Below are 20,077 nucleotides of genomic sequence, written 5' to 3'. Positions count from 1 at the left end.
TTTTAAGAGTTCTGTACCGCCTGTGGTTAGACGACAATACCATTAAGAGAATATGTACGGGTAAATGTTTTATGTTGTCTGCAACCGGTATACGCGTTTTCCCCTTTTTAACACACATCCAGAATCCATGCTATAGACGCTTTTCCGGCCTGCACAACAGGTCTGACTTTTTCTTTAATGCACTCGCTCAGTTGCTCCTTTTGCAAGCTCTACTCACTGATTCTTTGCAGGCGGTTCTTTGAATATCCCTGTTCCGTTAGAATAAAACCTTGATATGACGCTTTTGTGAGCCAAAAACCATGACTGTTCGCCTCGGCATTGTGATGGACCCTATCGAGGGCATCAATTATAAGAAAGACACTTCACTGGCTATGCTGCTGGCTGCGGCAAAGCGCGGGTGGCAGCTGTTTTATATGGAACAGAGCGATCTGTATCAGGAGGACAGCGTAGCTATGGGCAATATGGCCCCCCTGGAAGTGCAGGCCAACCCGGAAGACTGGTTCACTCTGGGTGAGAAAGAACCTCAGGAACTCTCTTCTCTGAACGTTATCCTGATGCGTAAAGATCCGCCTTTCGATAACGAATTTATCTACAGCACATATATGCTGGAGCAGGCCGAACAGGCAGGCACCCTGATCGTGAACAAACCCGCCAGCCTTCGGGACTGCAACGAAAAATACTTTGCCACCCTGTTCCCCCAGTGCACGACCGACAGCATGGTCAGTCGGGATATGAACACCCTTAAGGGTTTTGCCACCAAACACGAAGACGTAATTTACAAACCTCTCGATGGCATGGGCGGAACAGCCATCTTCCGAGTGACAAAAGGTGATCCCAATATCAATGTTATCCTTGAAACATTGACGAACTATGGTCAACAACAGATCATGGCACAGAAATTTATTCCAGAGATCACCAAGGGTGACAAGCGCATCCTGATGGTGAACGGGGAACCGATGCCCTACGCCCTGGCCCGCATCCCTCAAAAAGGGGAAACCCGTGGCAACCTTGCGGCCGGTGGCAGTGGTGTCAGCCAGCCTCTTTCCGAACGTGATTTATGGATCGCCAAACAGGTTGGTCCGACACTGAAAGAGAAAGGGCTGATGTTTGTGGGGCTGGACGTAATCGGTGACCATCTCACTGAAATAAACGTCACAAGCCCAACATGCGTAAGAGAGCTGGAAGACCAGCAGGGTCTGAAAACCGCAGACAAGCTTATGGACGCGATTGAAGAAGCCCTTGAGAATTCCGGAGCAGAGTGAAGCTTCACGGAATCGCTTAGAAATACGCACTTAATAAAAAGGAGGCTCCGAAAATGGGCCTCCAAATCTGAAAAACGCAGGAGTTGAACAATAAAGACGTTTTTCGAAAAGCTCGCCGAGGTCATGCCTCCGGCCAGTGTTGTCATTAGTTTTACTGCAGCAGCTGTTGTACACGGCCTACTGATTTACGGTCTGGGTTTCACCCTGGAGCCGCCACAGCCTCCTGCCCAGACCCTGGAAATCACCCTCGCTAACTTCGCGACAGAAAAAGCCCCGGACAAGGCTGACTACCTGGCCCAGGAAAACCAGCAGGGCAGTGGCTCCCTTGACAAAAAGGCCCGGCCATCCAGTGATCTTCCCGCTCCCTTCCAGGACAATACACCGCGCCCTGTTCAGGTTCAGCAACAACAGGCCCAGCTGCCCAAGAGCGAGCCCCAGGAATCCCGTCGCGTGACATCCGTTCAATCGCCGGTGAAAACCCATACCGAAGACAAGAAGCGCAAGCCCACTCCGGAAAAGCAGGACGAAACACCAAAGCGCAGGATTGACCTCAGCAAGGAAATCGCCAGCCTGGAGGCTAACTTCTTCAAGAAGCGTCAGGCCTACACTAAAAAACCTAAAGTCCATCGCATCAATTCCACTTCAACACGCAAGGCAGATGTCTACTATCAGGAAGCCTGGCGCAGGAAGGTTATGCGAATCGGTACCATCAACTATCCTGCACAGGCCAGAAAGCAGAAACTTTACGGCGAACTGCGGGTGGCTGTGCAAATTCGCAGAGATGGTAGCTTAAAGAAGGTTGAAATTATTCGCTCCTCCGGGCACAAGGTACTCGATGACGCAGCTATCAATATCGTGCGTATGGCAGCGCCATTTTCTCCATTTCCTCCGGAACTCAGAGAACACGACGTTATCGAAATCATCAGAACCTGGCGCTTTGAGCCCGGCGACAGTTTCAGCGGTTAACGCCCAAGGGTACAGCCCAAGGTGCACCATGGTAAGAAACATTACCCAAACCAGCCTGCGCAACACACTGCTGATAGCCATGCCTCAGATGGGTGACCCCAACTTTACCGGAGCGGTCATCTATCTGTGCGAGCATAATGCGGACGGCGCCATGGGAATTGTGATCAATCGTCCCCTGGATATCAGCCTTGCCGAAATGCTGAAACAGATAAATATCACCGGGGCACCGGAGCATACAGAGGCTGAGAGGGTTTTCCTGGGCGGACCTGTGGAAATACAGCACGGCTTTATTCTCCATACATATTCCGAAAAGCCAGATCCAAAAACCACAATGACCATCAGCAAGGATATCGCCCTGAGCTCTTCCCGGGAAATTCTTGAAAAAATCGGAGCAGGGCAGGAGCCACACCAAAGATTGGTTACCCTTGGTTATGCCGGCTGGGGAGCGGGCCAGCTTGAGCACGAACTGGCGGAAAACGTCTGGTTGAACAGCCCGGCCGATAAAACTATTCTTTTTTCCACGCCTTATGACCAGCGCCTGCGCCTGGCGGCATCACGTATTGGCATTGATCTTTCCCTTCTCAGCCATGAGACCGGCCATGCGTGACATCCAAGCCACATAAGTGAAGATAACCCAGCAAGTGAAGATAGAGTGTACAAATTCGTCATGGGGTTCGATTTCGGAACCCGCAATATTGGCATAGCCATGGGCCAGGCCATAACAAGTACAGCCAATGCCATTCCTTCTATTCGTGCAAAGGACGGCATCCCTGACTGGAACCAGCTTGGAAAGATTATTGAAGAGTGGCAACCCGATGCCTTTGTTGTTGGCATTCCATTAAATATGGATGGCACGGAATCAGAAATGTCTCGCCGGGCAAAAAAATTTGGTAATCGCCTCCGTGGCCGGTTCAACAAACCCTGGCATCCTGTTGATGAACGACTGACATCCTTTGAAGCTAAAGAGTGGGCCAGCAAACTGGGGCACAAAGGCCACTATGGCAGTGACCCTGTGGATGGCATGGCAGCCCAGTTAATTCTGGAAAGCTGGATGAACGGCGAAGGGGCCGAGCTTCTGGTTAAACCGGATTGAATATTTAAATCCGGTTTTCGTCACCGTCATCCTGGATACTCAAGCCACCGGCAACCTTGCTGAGATGTTCTGCGTCTGTTTCTGAACCAAGCTTAATCATCAGACGCAGGTCATTTGCCGAATCTGCATGAAGCAGGGCATCTTCGTAAGTTATTTCGCCGTTGTTGTATAACTCGTAAATAGCCTGGTCGAAAGTCTGCATACCCTGCTCGTTGGAGCGGGCCATCAACGCTTTCAGCTCATGAACATCCCCCTTACGGATGATATCCGACGCAAGAGGTGTATTAATCAGAACCTCTACCGCCGGGCGACGACCCTTACCATCCGGCGTACGAATCAGCTGCTGACCGACAATCGCTTTCAGGTTAAGAGACAGATCCATCCACACCTGCCCCTGACGATCCGCCGGGAAAAAGTGGATAATACGATCCAGCGCCTGGTTAGCATTGTTAGCATGCAAGGTTGCCAGACAGAGGTGGCCGGTTTCCGCAAAGGCCACCGCATGCTCCATGGTTTCCCGGCTTCGCACCTCACCAATCATAATCACGTCGGGAGCCTGACGAAGGGTGTTTTTCAGGGCGACCTCAAAACTCTCCGTATCCAGACCAACTTCCCGCTGGGTGACAATGCAGCCTCGGTGTTGATGGATAAATTCAATAGGGTCTTCAATAGAGATGATATGGCCAGAACTGTTGCTGTTTCGGTGGCCAATCATGGACGCCAGTGACGTTGACTTACCTGTACCAGTACCACCGGCAAAGATAATCAGACCACGCTTAGTCATGGCCAGCTCTTTAACCACATCCGGCAGACCAAGGTCATCCACCTTGGGAATCTGGGTTTCAATACGCCGCAGTACCATGCCGGCCAGGTTGCGCTGGTAAAAAGCACTGACCCGGAAACGGCCTATGCCCCGGGCACTGATCGCAAAGTTACATTCATGCTCCCGCTCGAAAGCCTCTTTCTGGCTTTCGTTCATCACCTCCAGCACTGTATCCCGGGTCTGCTCAGGGGACAGTGGTGTTTTGGTGACCGGCACAATCCGTCCGTTCACCTTTATGCTTGGAGGTGTACCCGCAGTGATAAACATATCTGAGGCTTTCTTTTCCACCATCAGCTTGAGCAGCGGGGTTAAATCCATTGTCCGGTGTTCCTCTTAATTTTTCTCTGTCAGCCCGTAGCATTCTTATGAAAGCCACATTTATTTTAAAACTAGAAGTTTTCCGGGGTTTTTGCTTTTTCCCGAGCCGCTTCCCGGGAAACGATGCCTTTATCCAGCAGATTACGCAGACAGCCATCAAGGGTCTGCATGCCCAGGCTGCCACCGGTCTGGATAGAGGAATACATCTGGGCGACCTTGTCTTCCCGAATCAGGTTACGAATCGCCGGTGTACCCAGCATGATTTCATGGGCCGCCACCCGGCCGCCGCCAATCTTCTTTAGCAGGGTCTGGGCAACAACCGCCTGCAGGGATTCTGAAAGCATGGAGCGCACCATGGCTTTTTCCGCAGCAGGGAATACATCCACAATACGGTCAATGGTTTTAGCGGCTGAGGTAGTGTGCAGGGTTCCGAATACCATATGACCGGTTTCCGCGGCGGTCAGGGCCAGACGAATAGTTTCCAGGTCCCGCATTTCCCCCACTAGGATAATATCCGGGTCTTCACGGAGGGCTGAACGCAGGGCTTCGTTAAAACCGTGGGTATCCCGGTGGACTTCCCGCTGGTTAATCAGGCATTTCTTGGGTTCGTGAACAAATTCAACAGGGTCTTCAATGGTGAGAATATGGCCGTAGTGATTCTCGTTGATGTAATCAATCATCGCCGCCAGAGTTGTTGATTTACCGGAGCCTGTCGGCCCGGTTACCACACACAGCCCCCTGGGTTTGTTGGCGATGTCCTTGAACACCTGTCCCATTCCCAGATCATCCATATTCAGGACTTTCGAGGGAATCGTCCGAAAAACCGCACCAGCGCCACGGCTCTGGTTAAATGCGTTGACACGGAAACGGGCCACGCCGGGAACATCAAAGGAGAAATCCGTTTCCAGATTCTCTTCATAATCCTTCCGCTGCTTGTCGTTCATGATGTCGTAAATGAGGGCATGAACTTCTTTGTGATTCAGGGCGGGAAGGTTGATACGACGGACATCACCGTCGATCCGGATCATTGGAGGCAGGCCGGCAGACAGGTGCAGGTCGGACGACCCTTGTTTAACGCCAAATGCCAGCAGTTCGGTAATTTCCATGTGTTCTCCCGGAGATCGCCCGGGTTACTCTGTCACCCCGGACGGCACACATTATTCGCTTTATAATCGTTGAGATTGTTATTCTGGTGCCTGTTCCGGCAGCGCACGGAAACACCATATCCACAAGATATTACACGGCAATGAGCTCAATAGAAATGCGTATTCAGAAGACCCGCGCACGGATTCAAGACGCAGCCAGAAGCTGCGGTCGCAGGGATGAAGTGGCCTTGCTGGCGGTGAGTAAAACCAAACCTGTAGAAATGATCCGGGAAGCCTGGCAGGCGGGTCAGCGGGCCTTTGGGGAAAACTATGTCCAGGAGGGCGTGGACAAGATTCAGGCCCTTGAAGACCTTGCAGGTATAGAATGGCATTTTATCGGACCCATTCAGTCTAACAAAAGCCGTCTGGTTGCTGAACACTTCGACTGGGTTCACAGTGTAGACAGGTTAAAAATCGCCCGTCGCCTCAGTGAGCAACGCCCCGACAGCCTGCCGCCCCTGAATATCTGCCTGCAGGTGAATATCGACCATCAGGCCACCAAATCCGGCTTCACCCCGGAGCAGGTTGTTGAAGCTACCAGTGAAATCCTCACCCTGCCACAACTCAAACTGCGGGGATTAATGGCCATTCCCGCCCCCAGCGATAATCTGGAACAGCAACGCCAACCGTTCAGAGCCATGAATAAACTCCTGCAAACCCTGAAGAAACGCTACCCTGATGCAACCGGTCTGGATACGCTGTCCATGGGCATGAGTGATGATATGATGGCCGCCATAGAAGAAGGCTCCACCATGGTTCGTATTGGTACAGCCCTGTTCGGCGCGAGAGAACGGGCTCAGTAACCTTAACCGGTAACCTTAAGCAAAACGACAGTCCACAGGAATACCCAAGCATTATGGCAACATCAGCTTCGTCCCCCGTTCTGGGTTTTATCGGTGCCGGAAATATGGCCGGGAGTATTATTGGCGGGCTGGTTAAAAACGGCTGGCCTGCTGAAAATATTATTGCCGCAGAGCCTTCTGCGGAAAAACTGCAGCAACTCTCCGAAGAATTTGGTATCCGTGCCACCCAGAACAACAGCACCGCTATCGCCGAAGCCAGCGTGATTGTTCTGGCGGTTAAACCCCAGATTATGCAAAACGTGCTGGAGCCCCTTGCTCCCGCTCTGCAGGAACACCAGCCCCTGCTAGTATCGGTTGCGGCCGGTATTCCCGAAGCCAGCCTGAGCAAGTGGGGCGGTGGCGATCTCGCTATCGTGCGCTGTATGCCAAATACGCCTGCCCTGATGCAACTAGGCGCCTCAGGTCTTTATGCCAACAACCTGGTTTCTGATGAACAAAAAGCACTGGCTGAGCAAGTGATGAATGCTGTTGGTATCAGCCTGTGGGTGGAAACCGAAGATACCATTGATGATGTGATCGCTCTATCCGGCAGCGGCCCTGCTTATTTCTTTCTGATGATGGAATCCATGATTGAGGCAGGAGAAAAAATGGGTGTTTCCCGGGAAACGGCTACCCAACTGGTGACCCAAACCGCTCTTGGGGCGGCAGCCATGGTAAAAGAGAGTGATGTTGATGTTGCGGAATTGCGTCGCCGGGTAACCTCTCCAGGCGGAACAACAGAACAGGCCATTCTTACCTTTGAGCAGGGCGGCATGCGAGATCTGGTTAGCAGGGCTATGGTTGCCTGTAAAAAACGGGCCAAAGAGATGGCAGATGAGCTGGGAAGCGCCTGATCATATAACACTAACGCCCCTGTACAATTGAATCGGAGGAAAATGTCCCCCATATTTCAACAGAGCAGGGCAAAAAAAGAGATTCCATTTAAATGCAGATAATTACCTTATTGATCGACACCATTGGTGGCCTGTTTGTGATGGCCATTCTGCTGCGCTTTTTACTGCAGCTGGTTAAAGCTGATTTTTATAACCCGATTTCCCAGGCCATAGTCAAAGTTACCAACCCTCTGCTGAGTCCGCTGCGTAAAATCATCCCTGGTTTTGCTGGTCTTGATATCGCTGCGCTGGTTCTGGCCTTTATCGTACAATTTGCGTTTGTACTGCTGAAAATGCAGTTCCTCGGTTACATCACAGCGGCTTTTCCTCTGGGTACTGTTTCTGTCCTGACCCTGTATCTGCTGGTCAAAGCCGTTCTGGATATCTATACCTTTGCCCTGATTATTATGGTAATTGCCAGCTGGGTAGCTCCCAACAGCTACAACCCCGGTCTGCTGCTTCTGAACCAGCTGACCGAGCCCCTTTGCAGCCGGGTACGCCGGATTATTCCTCCCATGGGTGGCTTGGACTTTTCCGTAATGGTGGTAATGTTCGGTATCTTTTTCCTGAAACAACTCCTGCCTACAATTTTTGCCGTTGGCCTGCCAGGCATGTGAGATGTCTTAACCGGCTTTACTGACTTTCCCAAAACGCCTGCCAATGACAGGCGTTTTTTGTTTCTGCACGTTCTGTTATGTAAGGTGTTACAGCAGCAAGGAACTGACGCATAAACAGCCATGAGCGGAAAATACCCCCCAAGCATGATTATGCTTGGGGGACATTTTCACGGTAAAAGAATATATGGTTTAATCGTGCATCAAGTGGCTACAAAAAATCGGTTTAATAATAAATTGTCATCACAGGAGATTGATGTGCAACAGCTCAATACGGAAATGTCAGCCCACCAGGTCTGGAAGCGCTCGCTGCTGGTACAACTGGGTCGATACCGCTCATGGCTGGAGCACAACCACCTGCAATCTCCGGAGCTGGATAATCTTCTGCAATCCTCTCACCAGACCCTTTCCAGTAATAACCTGACACTGGCGTTTATCGGTGAGTTTTCCCGGGGTAAAACAGAGCTTATTAATGCGCTGTTCTTTTCCGGCTACGGCAGACGCCTGTTACCATCCCGTGCCGGTCGCACAACTATGTGCCCCACAGAAATCTTCTTTGATAACGAACAACCCACTGGCCTGCGGCTTCTGCCCATAGAAACCCGCCTGCAGAACAAGACCATTGCCGATTATCGTCTGCAGCCGGAAGAGTGGTTTGAAGCTCCTCTTGATCCGGGCAACCCGGCAGACCTTGCCCAGGCACTGGCCTCTGTAACCCACACCCGGGAAGTGTCCAGGGAAGAAGCCATTGAATTAGGATTTGAGCCAGAACATCTGGAACATACGGCAGACTGCAGCGACAAAGTCTGCATACCTGCCTGGCGCCATGCCATCCTGAATATTGAGCACCCGCTTCTAGAGTATGGCCTGCGTATTCTGGATACCCCCGGTCTGAACGCTTTAGGTGCTGAGCCAGAACTGACCCTGCATATGCTGCCCGCTGCCGATGCCATTATTTATATGCTGGGGGCAGATACCGGGGTGACAGCCAGTGATATGAGCGTCTGGAACGATCATATCTGCCAGCTGAACAGCTATCGTCCGTCCAACCGGTTTGCCGTGCTGAATAAAATCGATTCCCTGTATGACGACCTGACCCCTGAGACTCAGGTTCATACCATGATTGAAGATATTCGCCAGACAACGGCACGCCAGCTCGGCATCTCCACCGATGATGTTCTACCTTTATCAGCCCGCAAAGCGCTGAGTGGACGCATCACCAATAACCAAAGCCAGGTTAAAGACAGTGGTATCCATATACTTGAGCACCTGTTGTCAAAAGAATTGATTGCCCGCCAGGAAGATTTAATTAGCCGACGTATAGTTCAGAAGTTGCTGACATTGCTGAACAACAGTCGTTCAATCCTGCAAACCCGGCAGAAAGACCTGCTGTCCCAGCAGTGGAAAATGAACAACAGTCGCAAGGGCAACCGTTATCTGATAAGTGATTTGACCACACGCACACGGGAACTGTACAACCTTCACCATCGTCGGCTGCTGTCGTTAAAATCCAGCCGTCGACTGGTTATGAAACAAGGGGAATCCCTTGTTCGTGCCTGTCGCCCGGAACTGTTCAGAAACCGGCTGAACAATGTACAGTCCCAGATTCGCACCCGCCTCACCACCCGCGGTATCAGCAAAGCCATATCAGTATTCTTTAGCCTGATCCACGATGATATTTACCAGCTGGGAACAGAGGCGAAACTGGCTAACCGGTTAATCGACTCCATCTACCAACGTCATCGCAACGCTTCCGGCGAAGACCCCCTGCGCCCGCCTTCTTACGATGCAAAAGTCTATCTGGTCAGGCTGGAAGAAATTCGCCAGCAGGCAGAATATTTTCGCAAGAGCTTCAGCACTGTATTCACCAACCAGAACACAGTTGCCAAGCGTTTCCTGAACACCCTGGCCACCAAGGTAACAGAGCTCCACAACGAAATGGCCGCAGAAGCCAGCAATTGGGCTGATAATGCCCTTTTGCCAATGATCCAGCACGCCCTGGAGCAGAAGCAACTGCTGGAGCAGCAGCTTATCCAGCTGCGGGCTCTGAGCCTGACCGACAGCAACCGGGAACACCTGCTGGGGAAACTCGATACATTTATCCACAATAACGAGCATCAACTAGCCCAAATTGAGTCACTGATCAAAGAGGTTCGACGCCCGGCTCCCGGTATGCACCAGGATAATATTGTCAGGCTTCACACAGGCCCAGCTATCGCGTAAGTAGAAACTCTCCCATCCCGCACTGGCTCTGGTTGCGCACCGGCCCGGTGCTCTTTAGACTGCCCGCATAAACCGAATTTTAAAATTCCATCCGGAGCAGAACAAACCTGATGCCAGAGATCATTCCAGAGGACTCTGTAGGGCTGGTGACACCGGAAACCATCCCGTTTGCCACACCTCTGACGCTTAGTTGTGGACGTACGCTCAGCCAGTACGAACTGGTGATAGAAACCTACGGCACCCTGAATGCCGAGGGGGACAATGCTGTACTTATCTGTCATGCCCTCAGCGGTGATCATCACGCAGCGGGTTATCACTCCATGGATGACCGCAAACCCGGGTGGTGGGATACCAGTATCGGCCCCGGCAAGCCCATTGATACTGATAAATTTTTCGTGGTTTCCCTGAATAACCTTGGGGGATGCGGGGGTAGTACAGGACCAACCTCCATTAATCCGGAAACCGGTGAAACCTGGGGACCGGATTTTCCTGTTGTTACCGTAGAAGACTGGGTGGAAAGCCAGGCCCGGCTGGCAGATCATCTGGGAATTGAACAGTGGGCTGCCGTTGTTGGCGGCAGTCTGGGGGGCATGCAGGTTATGGAGTGGTCCATTCGCTTCCCGGACAGAATACGCAATGCTGTAGTTATTGCCTCAGCACCCAAGTTGTCAGCTCAGAATATCGCTTTTAACGAAGTGGCCCGGCAAGCCATTATGTCCGACCAGAATTTCCATGGCGGACATTACCAGAAGGAAAACGCTATTCCCGCCAGCGGCCTTGGCCTGGCACGTATGGTTGGCCATATTACCTATCTCTCCGATGATGCCATGAAGGCCAGGTTTGGCCGGGAAATGAAGGAAGACAGCTTTAACTTCGATTATGGTGTGGAATTCCAGATAGAAAGCTATCTGCGTTATCAGGGAGAATCCTTTACCAAACGCTTTGATGCCAACACCTACCTGCTGATGACCCGTGCTCTGGATTATTATGATCCGGCCAGCCGTTATGACAATAATCTGGTGAACGCTCTCTCTGAGGCCACTGCCCGCTTCCTGGTGATTTCGTTCACAACCGACTGGCGTTTCGCCCCTGAGCGTTCCCGGGAAATTGTGAACGCCCTGCACTCCTCCAGAAAAGAGGTCAGCTATCTGGACATAGACGCTCCCCAGGGGCATGACGCGTTTCTTATGAATATTCCCCGCTACAGTGCGGCCCTGAGAACCTGGATGGAGCGGGTGTAGTGCAGAAAAACTTCGATATTATCAGCCAGTGGATTCAGCCCAACAGCCATATTCTTGATCTGGCCTGCGGTGATGGCACCCTGCTGGAACAACTGAGAAACGATAAGAACATTCAGGGTTATGGCCTGGAAATTGACCCGGACAATATTCACAAATGCCTGGAACGGGGTGTTTCTGTTATCGAACAGAACATCGACAAAGGTCTGGCCAACTTTGCTGACAACAGTTTCGATACCGTTGTGATGACTTCAGCCCTGCAGGCTCTGCACAACCCGGATAAGGTTCTTGATGAGATGCTCAGGGTAGGGAAGGAGTGCATCGTCACCTTCCCCAATTTTGGCCACTGGCGTTGCCGTACGCATCTTGCCCTTAAAGGTCTGATGCCTGTATCCGAGTTTATGCCCTACAGCTGGTACGATACTCCTAACATTCACTTCTGTACCTTTAAGGATTTTGAAGCCTTGTGTCATCAGAGAAGTCTGAAAATTCTTAACCGGCTTGTCGCGGATCAACAGTATCATAATAACCGTCTGGCACAGATGGCTCCCAACCTGTTTGGAGAAGTGGCAATCTATCACCTGTGTCCAGTTAACAATCGCTCAGTTAATAACCACAGCCAGGACTGACCGGCCATGAATATATTCAGAATCCGTAGACTGTTCACCACTTTTTCAGCTCTGATCATGCTGTTGATGGTAAATACCAGCTTTGCGGCCAGCCAATCAGATCACGAGAAAAAAGAACTGGCTTTTGGTGATTACGTTGTTTACTTCAACGCCTTTAACAGTACGTTCCTGCTGCCGAAGATAGCGAAAGCCTACAATCTGGAACGCTCCAGAACCCTCGGCCTGATTAATATCTCTGTTTTGAAAAAGGGCAAGCCAGTTAAGGCAGAGCTTAAGGTGGAAAGTAGCAACCTTCTCGGACAGAAGAAAAAACTGAAATACCAGTTAATAGATGAAGGTGATGCCATTTACTATCTGGCCAGGTTTCGTTTCACCAATGATGAATTGCTACACTTCACCATTCGGGTAACCCCCGAAAACAGCATGCGCACCGAAACCATCAAATTCAGCCAGAAGTTTTACGAGCAGTAGTTTTAATAAGGCAGCAGCTTTACGAACAATAGCTCACGAACAATAGCAGGAAATATTTTGTCCTCAGATATTAGCAACCCATCAGACACAGGTCGTGAAATCGTACTTGCCACCGGTAACCTCGGTAAGCTGGCTGAATTCCGCCAGCTTCTGACACCCCTTAATATTAATCTGCGCACCCAGAGTGAATTCTTTTCTGAAAGTGTTGAAGAAACCGGCCTGACCTTTGTTGAGAACGCCATTCTGAAAGCCCGCCATGCCGCCCGGGTTTCCGGACTGCCCGCTATCGCAGACGACTCCGGCCTGGAAGTTGATCATCTGAATGGCGCGCCCGGTATTTACTCCAGCCGCTTTTCCGGTGAGAACGCGTCAGACTCCGACAATATTGAGAAACTGCTGAAAGAGCTTGAAGGTGTTCCCACCGAGCAACGCACCGCACGCTTCCAGTGCCTGCTGGTTTACCTCCGTCATGCAGATGATCCTATTCCCCTGATCTGCCAGGGTTCCTGGGAAGGCTACATTCTTGAAGAACCCATTGGCGATCATGGCCACGGCTATGATCCTGTATTCTTTTCTCAGGAACGTCACTGCTCTGCGGCGGAACTGGAACCTGCCGAGAAAAACCGTCTGAGTCACCGGGCAAAAGCCATGGCACAGCTGCTGGAAGGGCTTAAAAATCTGTGAATCAGCCTGTTCTTCATCAGGGGCTGCAGCTGCCACCCCTGAGCCTGTATATCCATGTGCCCTGGTGTATTCGCAAGTGCCCTTACTGCGACTTTAACTCCCACGCCCAGAAAGGGGACCTTCCCGAACAGCAATATATTGATGCCCTGCTGGCAGATTTCACCGCTGAATGCTCCAATATTCAGAGCCGAACCCTACAGAGTATTTTTATTGGTGGCGGCACACCCAGCCTGTTTACAGCACAAGCCTATGAACAGCTGTTTGAGCGGTTAAAGCAACAGGTTAGCTTCAGTGATGATATTGAGATCACCATGGAGGCGAACCCCGGCACCTTTGAACAGGAACGTTTTAATGGTTTTCGAAAGGCGGGTATCAACCGTCTTTCCATTGGCGTGCAGAGCTTTAACGACAGCTGTCTGAAAGAACTTGGTCGTATACATTCCGGTGATGAGGCACAGCGTGCCACTGCCATGGCTAGACAGTCCGGATTCGACAATATAAATCTGGATCTGATGCATGGTCTTCCGAACCAGTCTGAAAAACTGGCAATGAAAGACCTGGAACTGGCCATTGAGCTGAATCCGGAACATATCTCCTGGTATCAGCTAACCATTGAGCCCAATACCGTTTTCTGGAGCAAACCACCAAAGATTCCGGAAGACGACACTCTATGGGCCATTCAGGAAAGAGGTCAGGAACTGCTGGCCAAACACGGCTATGCGCAGTACGAAATATCTGCTTACAGTCAGCCTGACCGCCAGTCTCGCCATAACCTCAATTACTGGCAGTTCGGAGACTTCATCGGTATTGGTGCAGGAGCCCACGGGAAAATCACCTGCTGTACAACCGAGACCATCAAGCGTAATTGGAAAACCCGATTACCCGCTGACTATCTCAACTCTGACAAACCTTTTCAGGCCGGAGAACGGGTACTGGAACAGGACGAGCTGCCCCTGGAATTTATGATGAATGTCTTACGGTTGAAAGAGGGGCTGCCTGCCAAGGCCTTCACACAGCGTACAGGTCTTCCCATTGAAGAGATTCAGCAACCTTTGGCCAAAGCCCGCAATCTTGAACTGTTGTCAGACGACAATGAACGGCTGCAGCCAACCCGCAGAGGCAGCCTGTTCCTTAATGAACTGCTGGAACAGTTTTGCACCTGACAGTCAGACCCGGAGGCAGTTCCACCTCAACCGCAATGGGCAGATGATCTGACTGGGGAAAATTCAGCACCGAAAAGCATTTTGCGTGAAGCTCAGAACTCAACAAAATATGGTCCAGTGATTTGCTGGGCCTCCAGCTCGGGAACGTATTTACATCCAGTGAAGCACTGTGCAAGCCAAGGCCGGATAGTGGTGAATCCCCCAGCAGCTGTTCAGCGTGGGTATTCATATCTCCCATCAGGATGGCGTGTTCATATCTCTCCACCAGTTTTCTAATGTAGGAAAGCTGCCTATCCCTTCCTCGGCGGCTGAGGGAAAGATGCATAATCACAACCAGAATAGGGTTCTCCTGTCCCAGCTCCACTGCAATCGCTCCCCGGCCGGGAATTAATCCCGGAAGTTTGTGATCTTCCAACTGCTCCAGACAACACCGGGTCAGTAATCCGTTACTGTGCTGGGCAATGCGCCCCAGGTTACGATTCAACTGCTGGTACCACCAGGGAAAGTCCGCCCGATGGGCAAGGTACTCAACCTGGTTGATAAACCCGCTACGCAGACTGCCACCGTCAGCTTCCTGCAAGGCAACAAAGTCATAATCATGGATAAGCCGCGCAATACGGTCGAGGTTTTTCTGGCGGGCTGAGGACGGCAGGAAATGCTGCCAGCTACGAGTCACATAGTGGCCGTATTGCTGGGTGCTGATACCAACCTGCATATTAAAACTGAGCAGATGCAGGGTGTTTATATTAGTTAGCTTAACCTCTGAATTTCTCAGCGGGGAAGTAGCCACATGCTCTCTTGTGAACCCTCTACCCTGCGTAGAACGGTGTTCATGCATGCGGCGGATGATCATGCCCTGTACGGTTTTTAACGGCATAGTTCACTACCTTGGCACCGCCTTGACCGAGTGCCTCCAGCTTAACCGGCCGATATGTCACTTTTTCTCCTCTCCGGCCCTCTTTTTAGCTGCGCTTCTCTCGGTCCTGACTTTTCTAATAAGAAACTCACTGATCTGAAGCATTTTCTCCAACCCACCCGCCTGCTGCGGATCAGTCACATAACGCCCGTCAATAACCATCGCGGGGACTCCGGTTAACTGGGTTCCCCGTGACAGGGCACTTGCCTTCTGAATCTGGTTGCGCACGCCAAAAGAGTTATAGGCCCGTTCAAAATCGGTCGGTTTGATTTTGAACTCACTGACAAGGAAATCTTTCATCTCCTTTTCAGTATCCAGGCGCCTACCCTGCTTCTGCACGGCATCAAACACAGCAAAGCTTGCTTTATCCGGCAGGCCAAGCTCTTCAATGGTATAAAACAGCTGAGCATGGGCCTGCCAGGGTTTTCCAAAGATCACCGGAACCTCTTTGACAGCAACATCGTCTTTCTGTTTCCTGATCCAGTCTTTCTGCAGTTTTAACAGATCGAAACAGTGATGGCAGCCATACCAGAACACGGTATCTACCTCAATCTTACCCGGAGAGGACGTAGGTACCGGTTGTTTAAGAATCTTGAAATCCTTTCCTTCCTGATATTCTGCTGAATGTCCCGTGTAAGGGATCACCAAAATAACCAGAAAGATCAGTTTCCAGGCTCTGCGCATTATACCCTCCAGAATTCCCGGCAATTTCAAAGCAGGTTATTTTAAATTAGCAGGTAAAAAGCTCAGAAGAGGGGGACTCAGGAAAAAACAGCAGGAGGAAGCAGATGAAGCCGCAGAACGACTTCACCTGTAACAGAATTAACGCAGACCGCTGATATAACTTGCGAGGGCATCAATCTGCTTGTTACTCAGCTTTTCAGCTATATCACGCATGATTCTCGTGTCCCCATCGTTGATACGATCACCTTCACGGAAGTCACGCAGCTGCTTGGCGAGATACTGTGGGCTCTGGCCAGCAAGATAGGGGAACTTCGCGAGGGTGTTACCTTCACCAGAAGGCATATGGCAGGCAGTACATGCTGGGATTTTCTTCTCGATATCACCACCACGGTACAGCTTCTGGGCGATAGCTACGGAAGACTCTTTCGCCTGGCCGGTAGCGGCAGTCTGGCTGGCATAGAACGCGGCTATGTCAGCAATATCCTGCTCAGAGAGATTGTCAACCATGCCGGTCATCTCCAGAACCTTGCGCTCACCGCTCTTGATATCATTGATCTGTTTTATCAGGTAACCCTCGCCCTGACCGGCGAGGTTCGGATAGTTAGGCGCAATACTAATGCCTACGGGGCCATGGCAGGCCGAACAGGTAGCGACCTTATCTTTTCCTGCTGCGGCATTTCCCCCGGCGGTTGCGTAACCGACCCACCCCAAGCTTACAAGCAAACTCACTATTAGCTTTTTCATCAACACAACCCGGCTTCAGTTATTTTTTATCGATGGATCTCAAACCAACCCCTTCACCGGGAGCTGGACATAAAGCTTATCACGGCTTTGTAATCTTCAGTGCTGCAATCCATGCACATGCCTTTCGGAGGCATTGCGCCCATTCCCTTGCTCACGCTCATGACCAGAGAACCCATACCTTTCTTCAGCCGGGCATCCCAGTCACCGGCAATACCTTTACGGGGCGCTCCCGCGACACCGGAATCATGGCAGATACGGCATGACTTCTGATAAATCTCTTCCGGCGCTTTCTGAGCCATTCCCGCTTGAGCCACGAGAAAAGCACCAAGGAGTAATGTTGCTTTGGTTATTATCTTCATAGGGCCTCGTCAGGCCTCCGGGCATCCCCATACTCTGACGGAACACGCACGGGGCAGGCTGTTGTCTTTATATATTCTTCTTTGCAAGCCTGTTTATATGCAGACTCGCGCTAAGGCGGGGTCATTATATACTATGCCTTCTGTAAATCTGAACTCAGGCGTTTATTTCAATCCCTGAGAAATCACAAGAGTCTTTAAAACGAGCCTGCTGCATGCCAGAAAACACGTCTTCTCACGTTCAACTGAACTATCGTGCCACCCGATTTATGGTCAGTGCTGCCCGACTGGATCAGTGCCCGCCTGCCATTGGCAGGGAGATTGCCTTCGCCGGTCGCTCCAACGCAGGTAAGTCCAGTGCCCTGAACGCCCTTACCGGTTCCAATAAACTGGCAAGGACCAGTAAAACCCCGGGCCGTACACAACTTATCAACTTCTTTGAAGTCGATACAGAGCACAAACTGGTCGATCTTCCCGGTTATGGCTATGCCAAAGTGCCGGAAAAGATGAAACTGGAATGGCAGAAACACCTCGGTGCCTATCTGGAACAGCGGGAAAATCTCGTCGGTGTTGTGCTGCTGATGGACATCCGCCATCCGATGAAAGAGTTTGATCAGATCATGATTGACTGGGCTCGTCAAAGTCATCTGCCCCTGCACATTCTGCTGACAAAGAGTGACAAGCTGAAATTCGGCGCGGCAAAAGGCACCATGCAGAAGCTGCGCAGCCAGCTGCAAGATATATCTGATCTGGTTTCCATCCAGCTGTTCTCCTCCCTGAACAAAAACGGAGTCGATGAACTGAGCACAAAACTGGATACCTGGTTTACCCAGGAAATAGATGATGAACCTGCAAGTAAAGACTTTGATGGGAAAGGGTGGGAAGAAGAGTAGTTTTTAAGCCCTCCATAAAAAAACTCCGGTTACCTGGGGGAAGATAACCGGAGGAAGTTTTAATCCCTGAAGCACACACTTCTTCAGGGTCACAACACCAAACACACACAAGGAGTAATGAGGGTTTTCATACCGCTCATATATTCAGACAACACCTTTCGAAAAAAGTTCCGTCTTTTTTGAATTTTTTTTACTTTTTTCTCAAGTCCATCATCTGTCTGTTTTTCGAACAGCTTTCAGTGACTTTTCGAGCAGGATTAGACGCTATGCTTTCCTTGAATATTCCAACACTATTTCTGGACAGTTTGCTTTTGGAAGGGTTCATATTGCCCCTCCCTTGCGCCAGCCCCTATTGACCAAAGAAGTTTCTCAAACACCTCTTGGGGAATTTTGTTTTTGAAAAACGCCTGAGTGAAACCATCCGTATGCTTCTTCCAATGGTCATAATTCTCCACCTGAACCCCCTGATATTCAGGCAATGCCATCCAGGCTGCGGGGGTTCTGACGGGATCGCCTTTGCTTACAGTCGTTTTGAAATCAACCGTTTCAAGCTCTGCCGGGTAAAAACCATACCTCGCTTTAGTCATTCGGTGCCGCCTTGGTGACAATTTAGGCTCCGCCCTTTTTGAGAGGGTCAGTTCTTTATTGTCCCAATGCCCCGCACGCAAATCATCCTCATTAATTGTCTGCTGGGGGTTAAGCCAGTTCACACCAACCGTTATGGCAACCCTTGTTGCCAGACTGCGCAAAAGCTCAATCCCCAGACCAGCAATGCCACGGAAGTTACCGGGAATCTGTCGTTCTTCCAGGTACGACAGGGCGGTGCCCATATCGCCAGCCGGCCATTCTTCCCCTGTATTTAACCAAAGCTCCGGCAGTTCAATAAGCCCCGTGTGGTTTCTGTCTGCCAGCAGGTATCCGACCCCCCCCATGGAAAAAACAGCCAGTCGCTTTTGCGGCCCTGTTGAGCCATCTACCCGCCCGGAGGACATTATCGTCCCTTTCCACCCGCTGTTGATAAAAGAGGTAATAGTTGTCAGCACTGGTTTAGCCAGAGGATTAAAAAGACTTTCCTCTCCCAGTGTTTCAGGCCAGGTTTTGTTTACCAGCCAGTCTGTGACCCATACAGGAGGAGTCTTGCCTGAGAATGACAACATAAGGGTAGCTTCTGACGATAGCTGGTTATGATCCCAAAGCTGAACCTTCAGGCTCCGGCCACTATCCCAGGGCTTAATACGAACAGAGCTGACATTATGGGCAAGGCAAACCTTGACCAGATCCAGCCATGCGGCAGTTAAAGGTTCTGAAGCCATCCCTTCGCCAACGCCACCATTGCTCTCAACATTGATAACCAGTTCAGCATTTTCACCGAGACCTTTTGGGGCAACAAGTTCCAGATCAACAAGTTGATCCAGGGAATCCGACATAAATCGCACTCGCCGGGAACCCTCATAATAGCTGTAGGTCTGCTTCACAATTTCAGGTAAGTATCTGGCACCAAGGGCACTATGGCCCACAGCAAAAGCCAGCCCACGCCTCCAGAAAGAAGGCTGGCCTCCGTCAATAATTCTTTCAAAAAAATTCGAACCTGTACGAAGCAGGAAGTCCCTCCTGCTGCCAGACGAGACGTAATCCATAACTGTCTGTAGGCCAAGGGCCGTAATAACAGGGCCTGACTGTCCAAAAACATAATTAACAGCATTACGGGCTACAGAAGAGGCCGCCAGCATGCCAACAACGGCAGCAATATGAAGGGATTCTGATTTACCAAATCTCCAGGCTGTATCCTGCCAGTCCCAGGGCCGGGAGAGAAACTCCTGTTTCTTGCTGTCTGGCATGGCCTGGAGAACCAGGGAGGCGGCTTTTTCACCCATTCCCCTTTCTTCAAGAGACATCTCTCCAGTCACAGGCCCATCATCACCCTGGGGCAGGGCAATACTGGTAATACCGGGAAAAGATGGAGAAAGGAAGGAAAAATCCCTGGCAGCAGACAGACCTTCTGTATCAGAAGCCTGATGAAAAGGTTCTGCCTGTATTGCCTGAATAAAAACCAGGCAAATACATAACAAAACACTACCGGCCCAGTGCTTTCTTATATTCTGCATGCCGTTCCTCCTCAC

At 50.8% G+C, this 20,077-nt stretch carries 21 protein-coding genes; 14 read left to right on the top strand and 7 right to left on the bottom strand.

From position 1 onward, the window contains the following. Positions 1-299: 299 nt before the first annotated feature. From gshB to ruvX, 4 genes are all read left to right on the top strand, one after another. Positions 300-1,262 (top strand): glutathione synthase, encoded by a 963-nt coding sequence (gene gshB, locus ACY2RQ_RS02860; protein WP_490111447.1) that lies wholly within the window; start codon positions 300-302, stop codon positions 1,260-1,262. Between the two features lie 123 nt (positions 1,263-1,385). Next, the gene (locus ACY2RQ_RS02855) at positions 1,386-2,228 is read left to right on the top strand and encodes an energy transducer TonB (RefSeq protein WP_490111446.1); all 843 of its coding nucleotides are present in this window, start codon (positions 1,386-1,388) and stop codon (positions 2,226-2,228) included. Positions 2,229-2,256: 28 nt separating this feature from the next. Then, positions 2,257-2,835, top strand: coding sequence for a YqgE/AlgH family protein (locus ACY2RQ_RS02850; RefSeq protein WP_490111445.1), 579 nt, complete (start codon positions 2,257-2,259; stop codon positions 2,833-2,835). Positions 2,836-2,895: 60 nt separating this feature from the next. Further along, complete coding sequence (ruvX, locus tag ACY2RQ_RS02845; RefSeq protein WP_490111444.1) at positions 2,896-3,321, top strand: Holliday junction resolvase RuvX; 426 nt, start codon at positions 2,896-2,898, stop codon at positions 3,319-3,321. Positions 3,322-3,325: 4 nt separating this feature from the next. Here the strand turns inward: ruvX and ACY2RQ_RS02840 are convergent, their stop codons facing one another. Together ACY2RQ_RS02840 and ACY2RQ_RS02835 are read right to left on the bottom strand one after the other, a co-directional pair. Continuing rightward, complete coding sequence (locus ACY2RQ_RS02840; RefSeq protein WP_490111443.1) at positions 3,326-4,462, bottom strand: PilT/PilU family type 4a pilus ATPase; 1,137 nt, start codon at positions 4,460-4,462, stop codon at positions 3,326-3,328. Between the two features lie 71 nt (positions 4,463-4,533). Next, positions 4,534-5,568 (bottom strand): type IV pilus twitching motility protein PilT, encoded by a 1,035-nt coding sequence (locus tag ACY2RQ_RS02835; RefSeq protein ID WP_490111442.1) that lies wholly within the window; start codon positions 5,566-5,568, stop codon positions 4,534-4,536. 140 nt (positions 5,569-5,708) lie between these two features. On the opposite strand from ACY2RQ_RS02835, the gene ACY2RQ_RS02830 reads away from it, so the two are divergent. The 9 genes from ACY2RQ_RS02830 (at position 5,709) to hemW (ending at position 14,364) form a co-directional block, all read left to right on the top strand. Beyond that, on the top strand, positions 5,709-6,410 hold the full coding sequence (locus tag ACY2RQ_RS02830; RefSeq protein WP_490111441.1) for a YggS family pyridoxal phosphate-dependent enzyme: 702 nt from the start codon (positions 5,709-5,711) through the stop codon (positions 6,408-6,410). Positions 6,411-6,463: 53 nt separating this feature from the next. Continuing rightward, complete coding sequence (gene proC / locus ACY2RQ_RS02825) at positions 6,464-7,303, top strand: pyrroline-5-carboxylate reductase (protein WP_490111440.1); 840 nt, start codon at positions 6,464-6,466, stop codon at positions 7,301-7,303. A gap of 92 nt (positions 7,304-7,395) precedes the next feature. Then, positions 7,396-7,959, top strand: a complete 564-nt coding sequence (locus ACY2RQ_RS02820; protein WP_490111439.1) for a YggT family protein — start codon at positions 7,396-7,398, stop codon at positions 7,957-7,959. A 255-nt stretch (positions 7,960-8,214) separates the two neighbouring features. Then, positions 8,215-10,179 carry a dynamin family protein gene (locus ACY2RQ_RS02815; RefSeq protein WP_490111438.1) on the top strand — a complete coding sequence of 655 codons (1,965 nt, stop codon included), beginning with the start codon at positions 8,215-8,217 and terminating at the stop codon, positions 10,177-10,179. A gap of 110 nt (positions 10,180-10,289) precedes the next feature. Then, on the top strand, positions 10,290-11,420 hold the full coding sequence (gene metX / locus ACY2RQ_RS02810; protein WP_490111437.1) for a homoserine O-succinyltransferase MetX: 1,131 nt from the start codon (positions 10,290-10,292) through the stop codon (positions 11,418-11,420). Next, a complete protein-coding gene (gene metW / locus ACY2RQ_RS02805) occupies positions 11,420-12,046 on the top strand; it encodes a methionine biosynthesis protein MetW (RefSeq protein WP_490111436.1) in 627 nt (208 codons plus the stop codon). Before metX ends, metW begins: the two co-directional genes overlap by 1 nt. Before the next feature lie 6 nt (positions 12,047-12,052). Then, positions 12,053-12,517 carry a DUF4426 domain-containing protein gene (locus ACY2RQ_RS02800; protein WP_490111435.1) on the top strand — a complete coding sequence of 155 codons (465 nt, stop codon included), beginning with the start codon at positions 12,053-12,055 and terminating at the stop codon, positions 12,515-12,517. 57 nt (positions 12,518-12,574) lie between these two features. Continuing rightward, a complete protein-coding gene (rdgB, locus tag ACY2RQ_RS02795; RefSeq protein ID WP_490111434.1) occupies positions 12,575-13,201 on the top strand; it encodes an RdgB/HAM1 family non-canonical purine NTP pyrophosphatase in 627 nt (208 codons plus the stop codon). Then, positions 13,198-14,364, top strand: a complete 1,167-nt coding sequence (hemW, locus tag ACY2RQ_RS02790; RefSeq protein WP_490111433.1) for a radical SAM family heme chaperone HemW — start codon at positions 13,198-13,200, stop codon at positions 14,362-14,364. The genes rdgB and hemW overlap by 4 nt, the downstream gene beginning before the upstream one ends. On the opposite strand, the gene ACY2RQ_RS02785 is transcribed toward hemW, so the two are convergent. From ACY2RQ_RS02785 to ACY2RQ_RS02770, 4 genes are all read right to left on the bottom strand, one after another. Beyond that, positions 14,333-15,241, bottom strand: a complete 909-nt coding sequence (locus ACY2RQ_RS02785) for an endonuclease/exonuclease/phosphatase family protein (protein ID WP_490111432.1) — start codon at positions 15,239-15,241, stop codon at positions 14,333-14,335. The two genes, hemW and ACY2RQ_RS02785, sit on opposite strands and share 32 nt — an antisense overlap. 57 nt (positions 15,242-15,298) lie before the next feature. Further along, a complete protein-coding gene (locus ACY2RQ_RS02780) occupies positions 15,299-15,964 on the bottom strand; it encodes a thiol:disulfide interchange protein DsbA/DsbL (protein WP_490111431.1) in 666 nt (221 codons plus the stop codon). A gap of 138 nt (positions 15,965-16,102) precedes the next feature. Continuing rightward, positions 16,103-16,708, bottom strand: coding sequence for a c-type cytochrome (locus ACY2RQ_RS02775; protein ID WP_490111430.1), 606 nt, complete (start codon positions 16,706-16,708; stop codon positions 16,103-16,105). Positions 16,709-16,761: 53 nt separating this feature from the next. Further along, positions 16,762-17,067: a c-type cytochrome gene (locus tag ACY2RQ_RS02770; protein WP_490111429.1), complete on the bottom strand. Its 306-nt coding sequence runs from the start codon at positions 17,065-17,067 to the stop codon at positions 16,762-16,764. 212 nt (positions 17,068-17,279) lie between these two features. On the opposite strand from ACY2RQ_RS02770, the gene yihA reads away from it, so the two are divergent. Then, positions 17,280-17,957 carry a ribosome biogenesis GTP-binding protein YihA/YsxC gene (yihA, locus tag ACY2RQ_RS02765; RefSeq protein ID WP_490111428.1) on the top strand — a complete coding sequence of 226 codons (678 nt, stop codon included), beginning with the start codon at positions 17,280-17,282 and terminating at the stop codon, positions 17,955-17,957. A 290-nt stretch (positions 17,958-18,247) separates the two neighbouring features. On the opposite strand, the gene ACY2RQ_RS02760 is transcribed toward yihA, so the two are convergent. After that, complete coding sequence (locus ACY2RQ_RS02760) at positions 18,248-20,062, bottom strand: hypothetical protein (protein WP_490111427.1); 1,815 nt, start codon at positions 20,060-20,062, stop codon at positions 18,248-18,250. Positions 20,063-20,077 lie beyond the last annotated feature (15 nt).

It is taken from the genome of Parendozoicomonas sp. 209JJ7-1 (genome assembly GCF_058147085.1).
The sequence above is the reverse complement of the archived record's forward strand: the minus strand, read 5'-3'. Positions and strand labels throughout refer to the sequence as shown.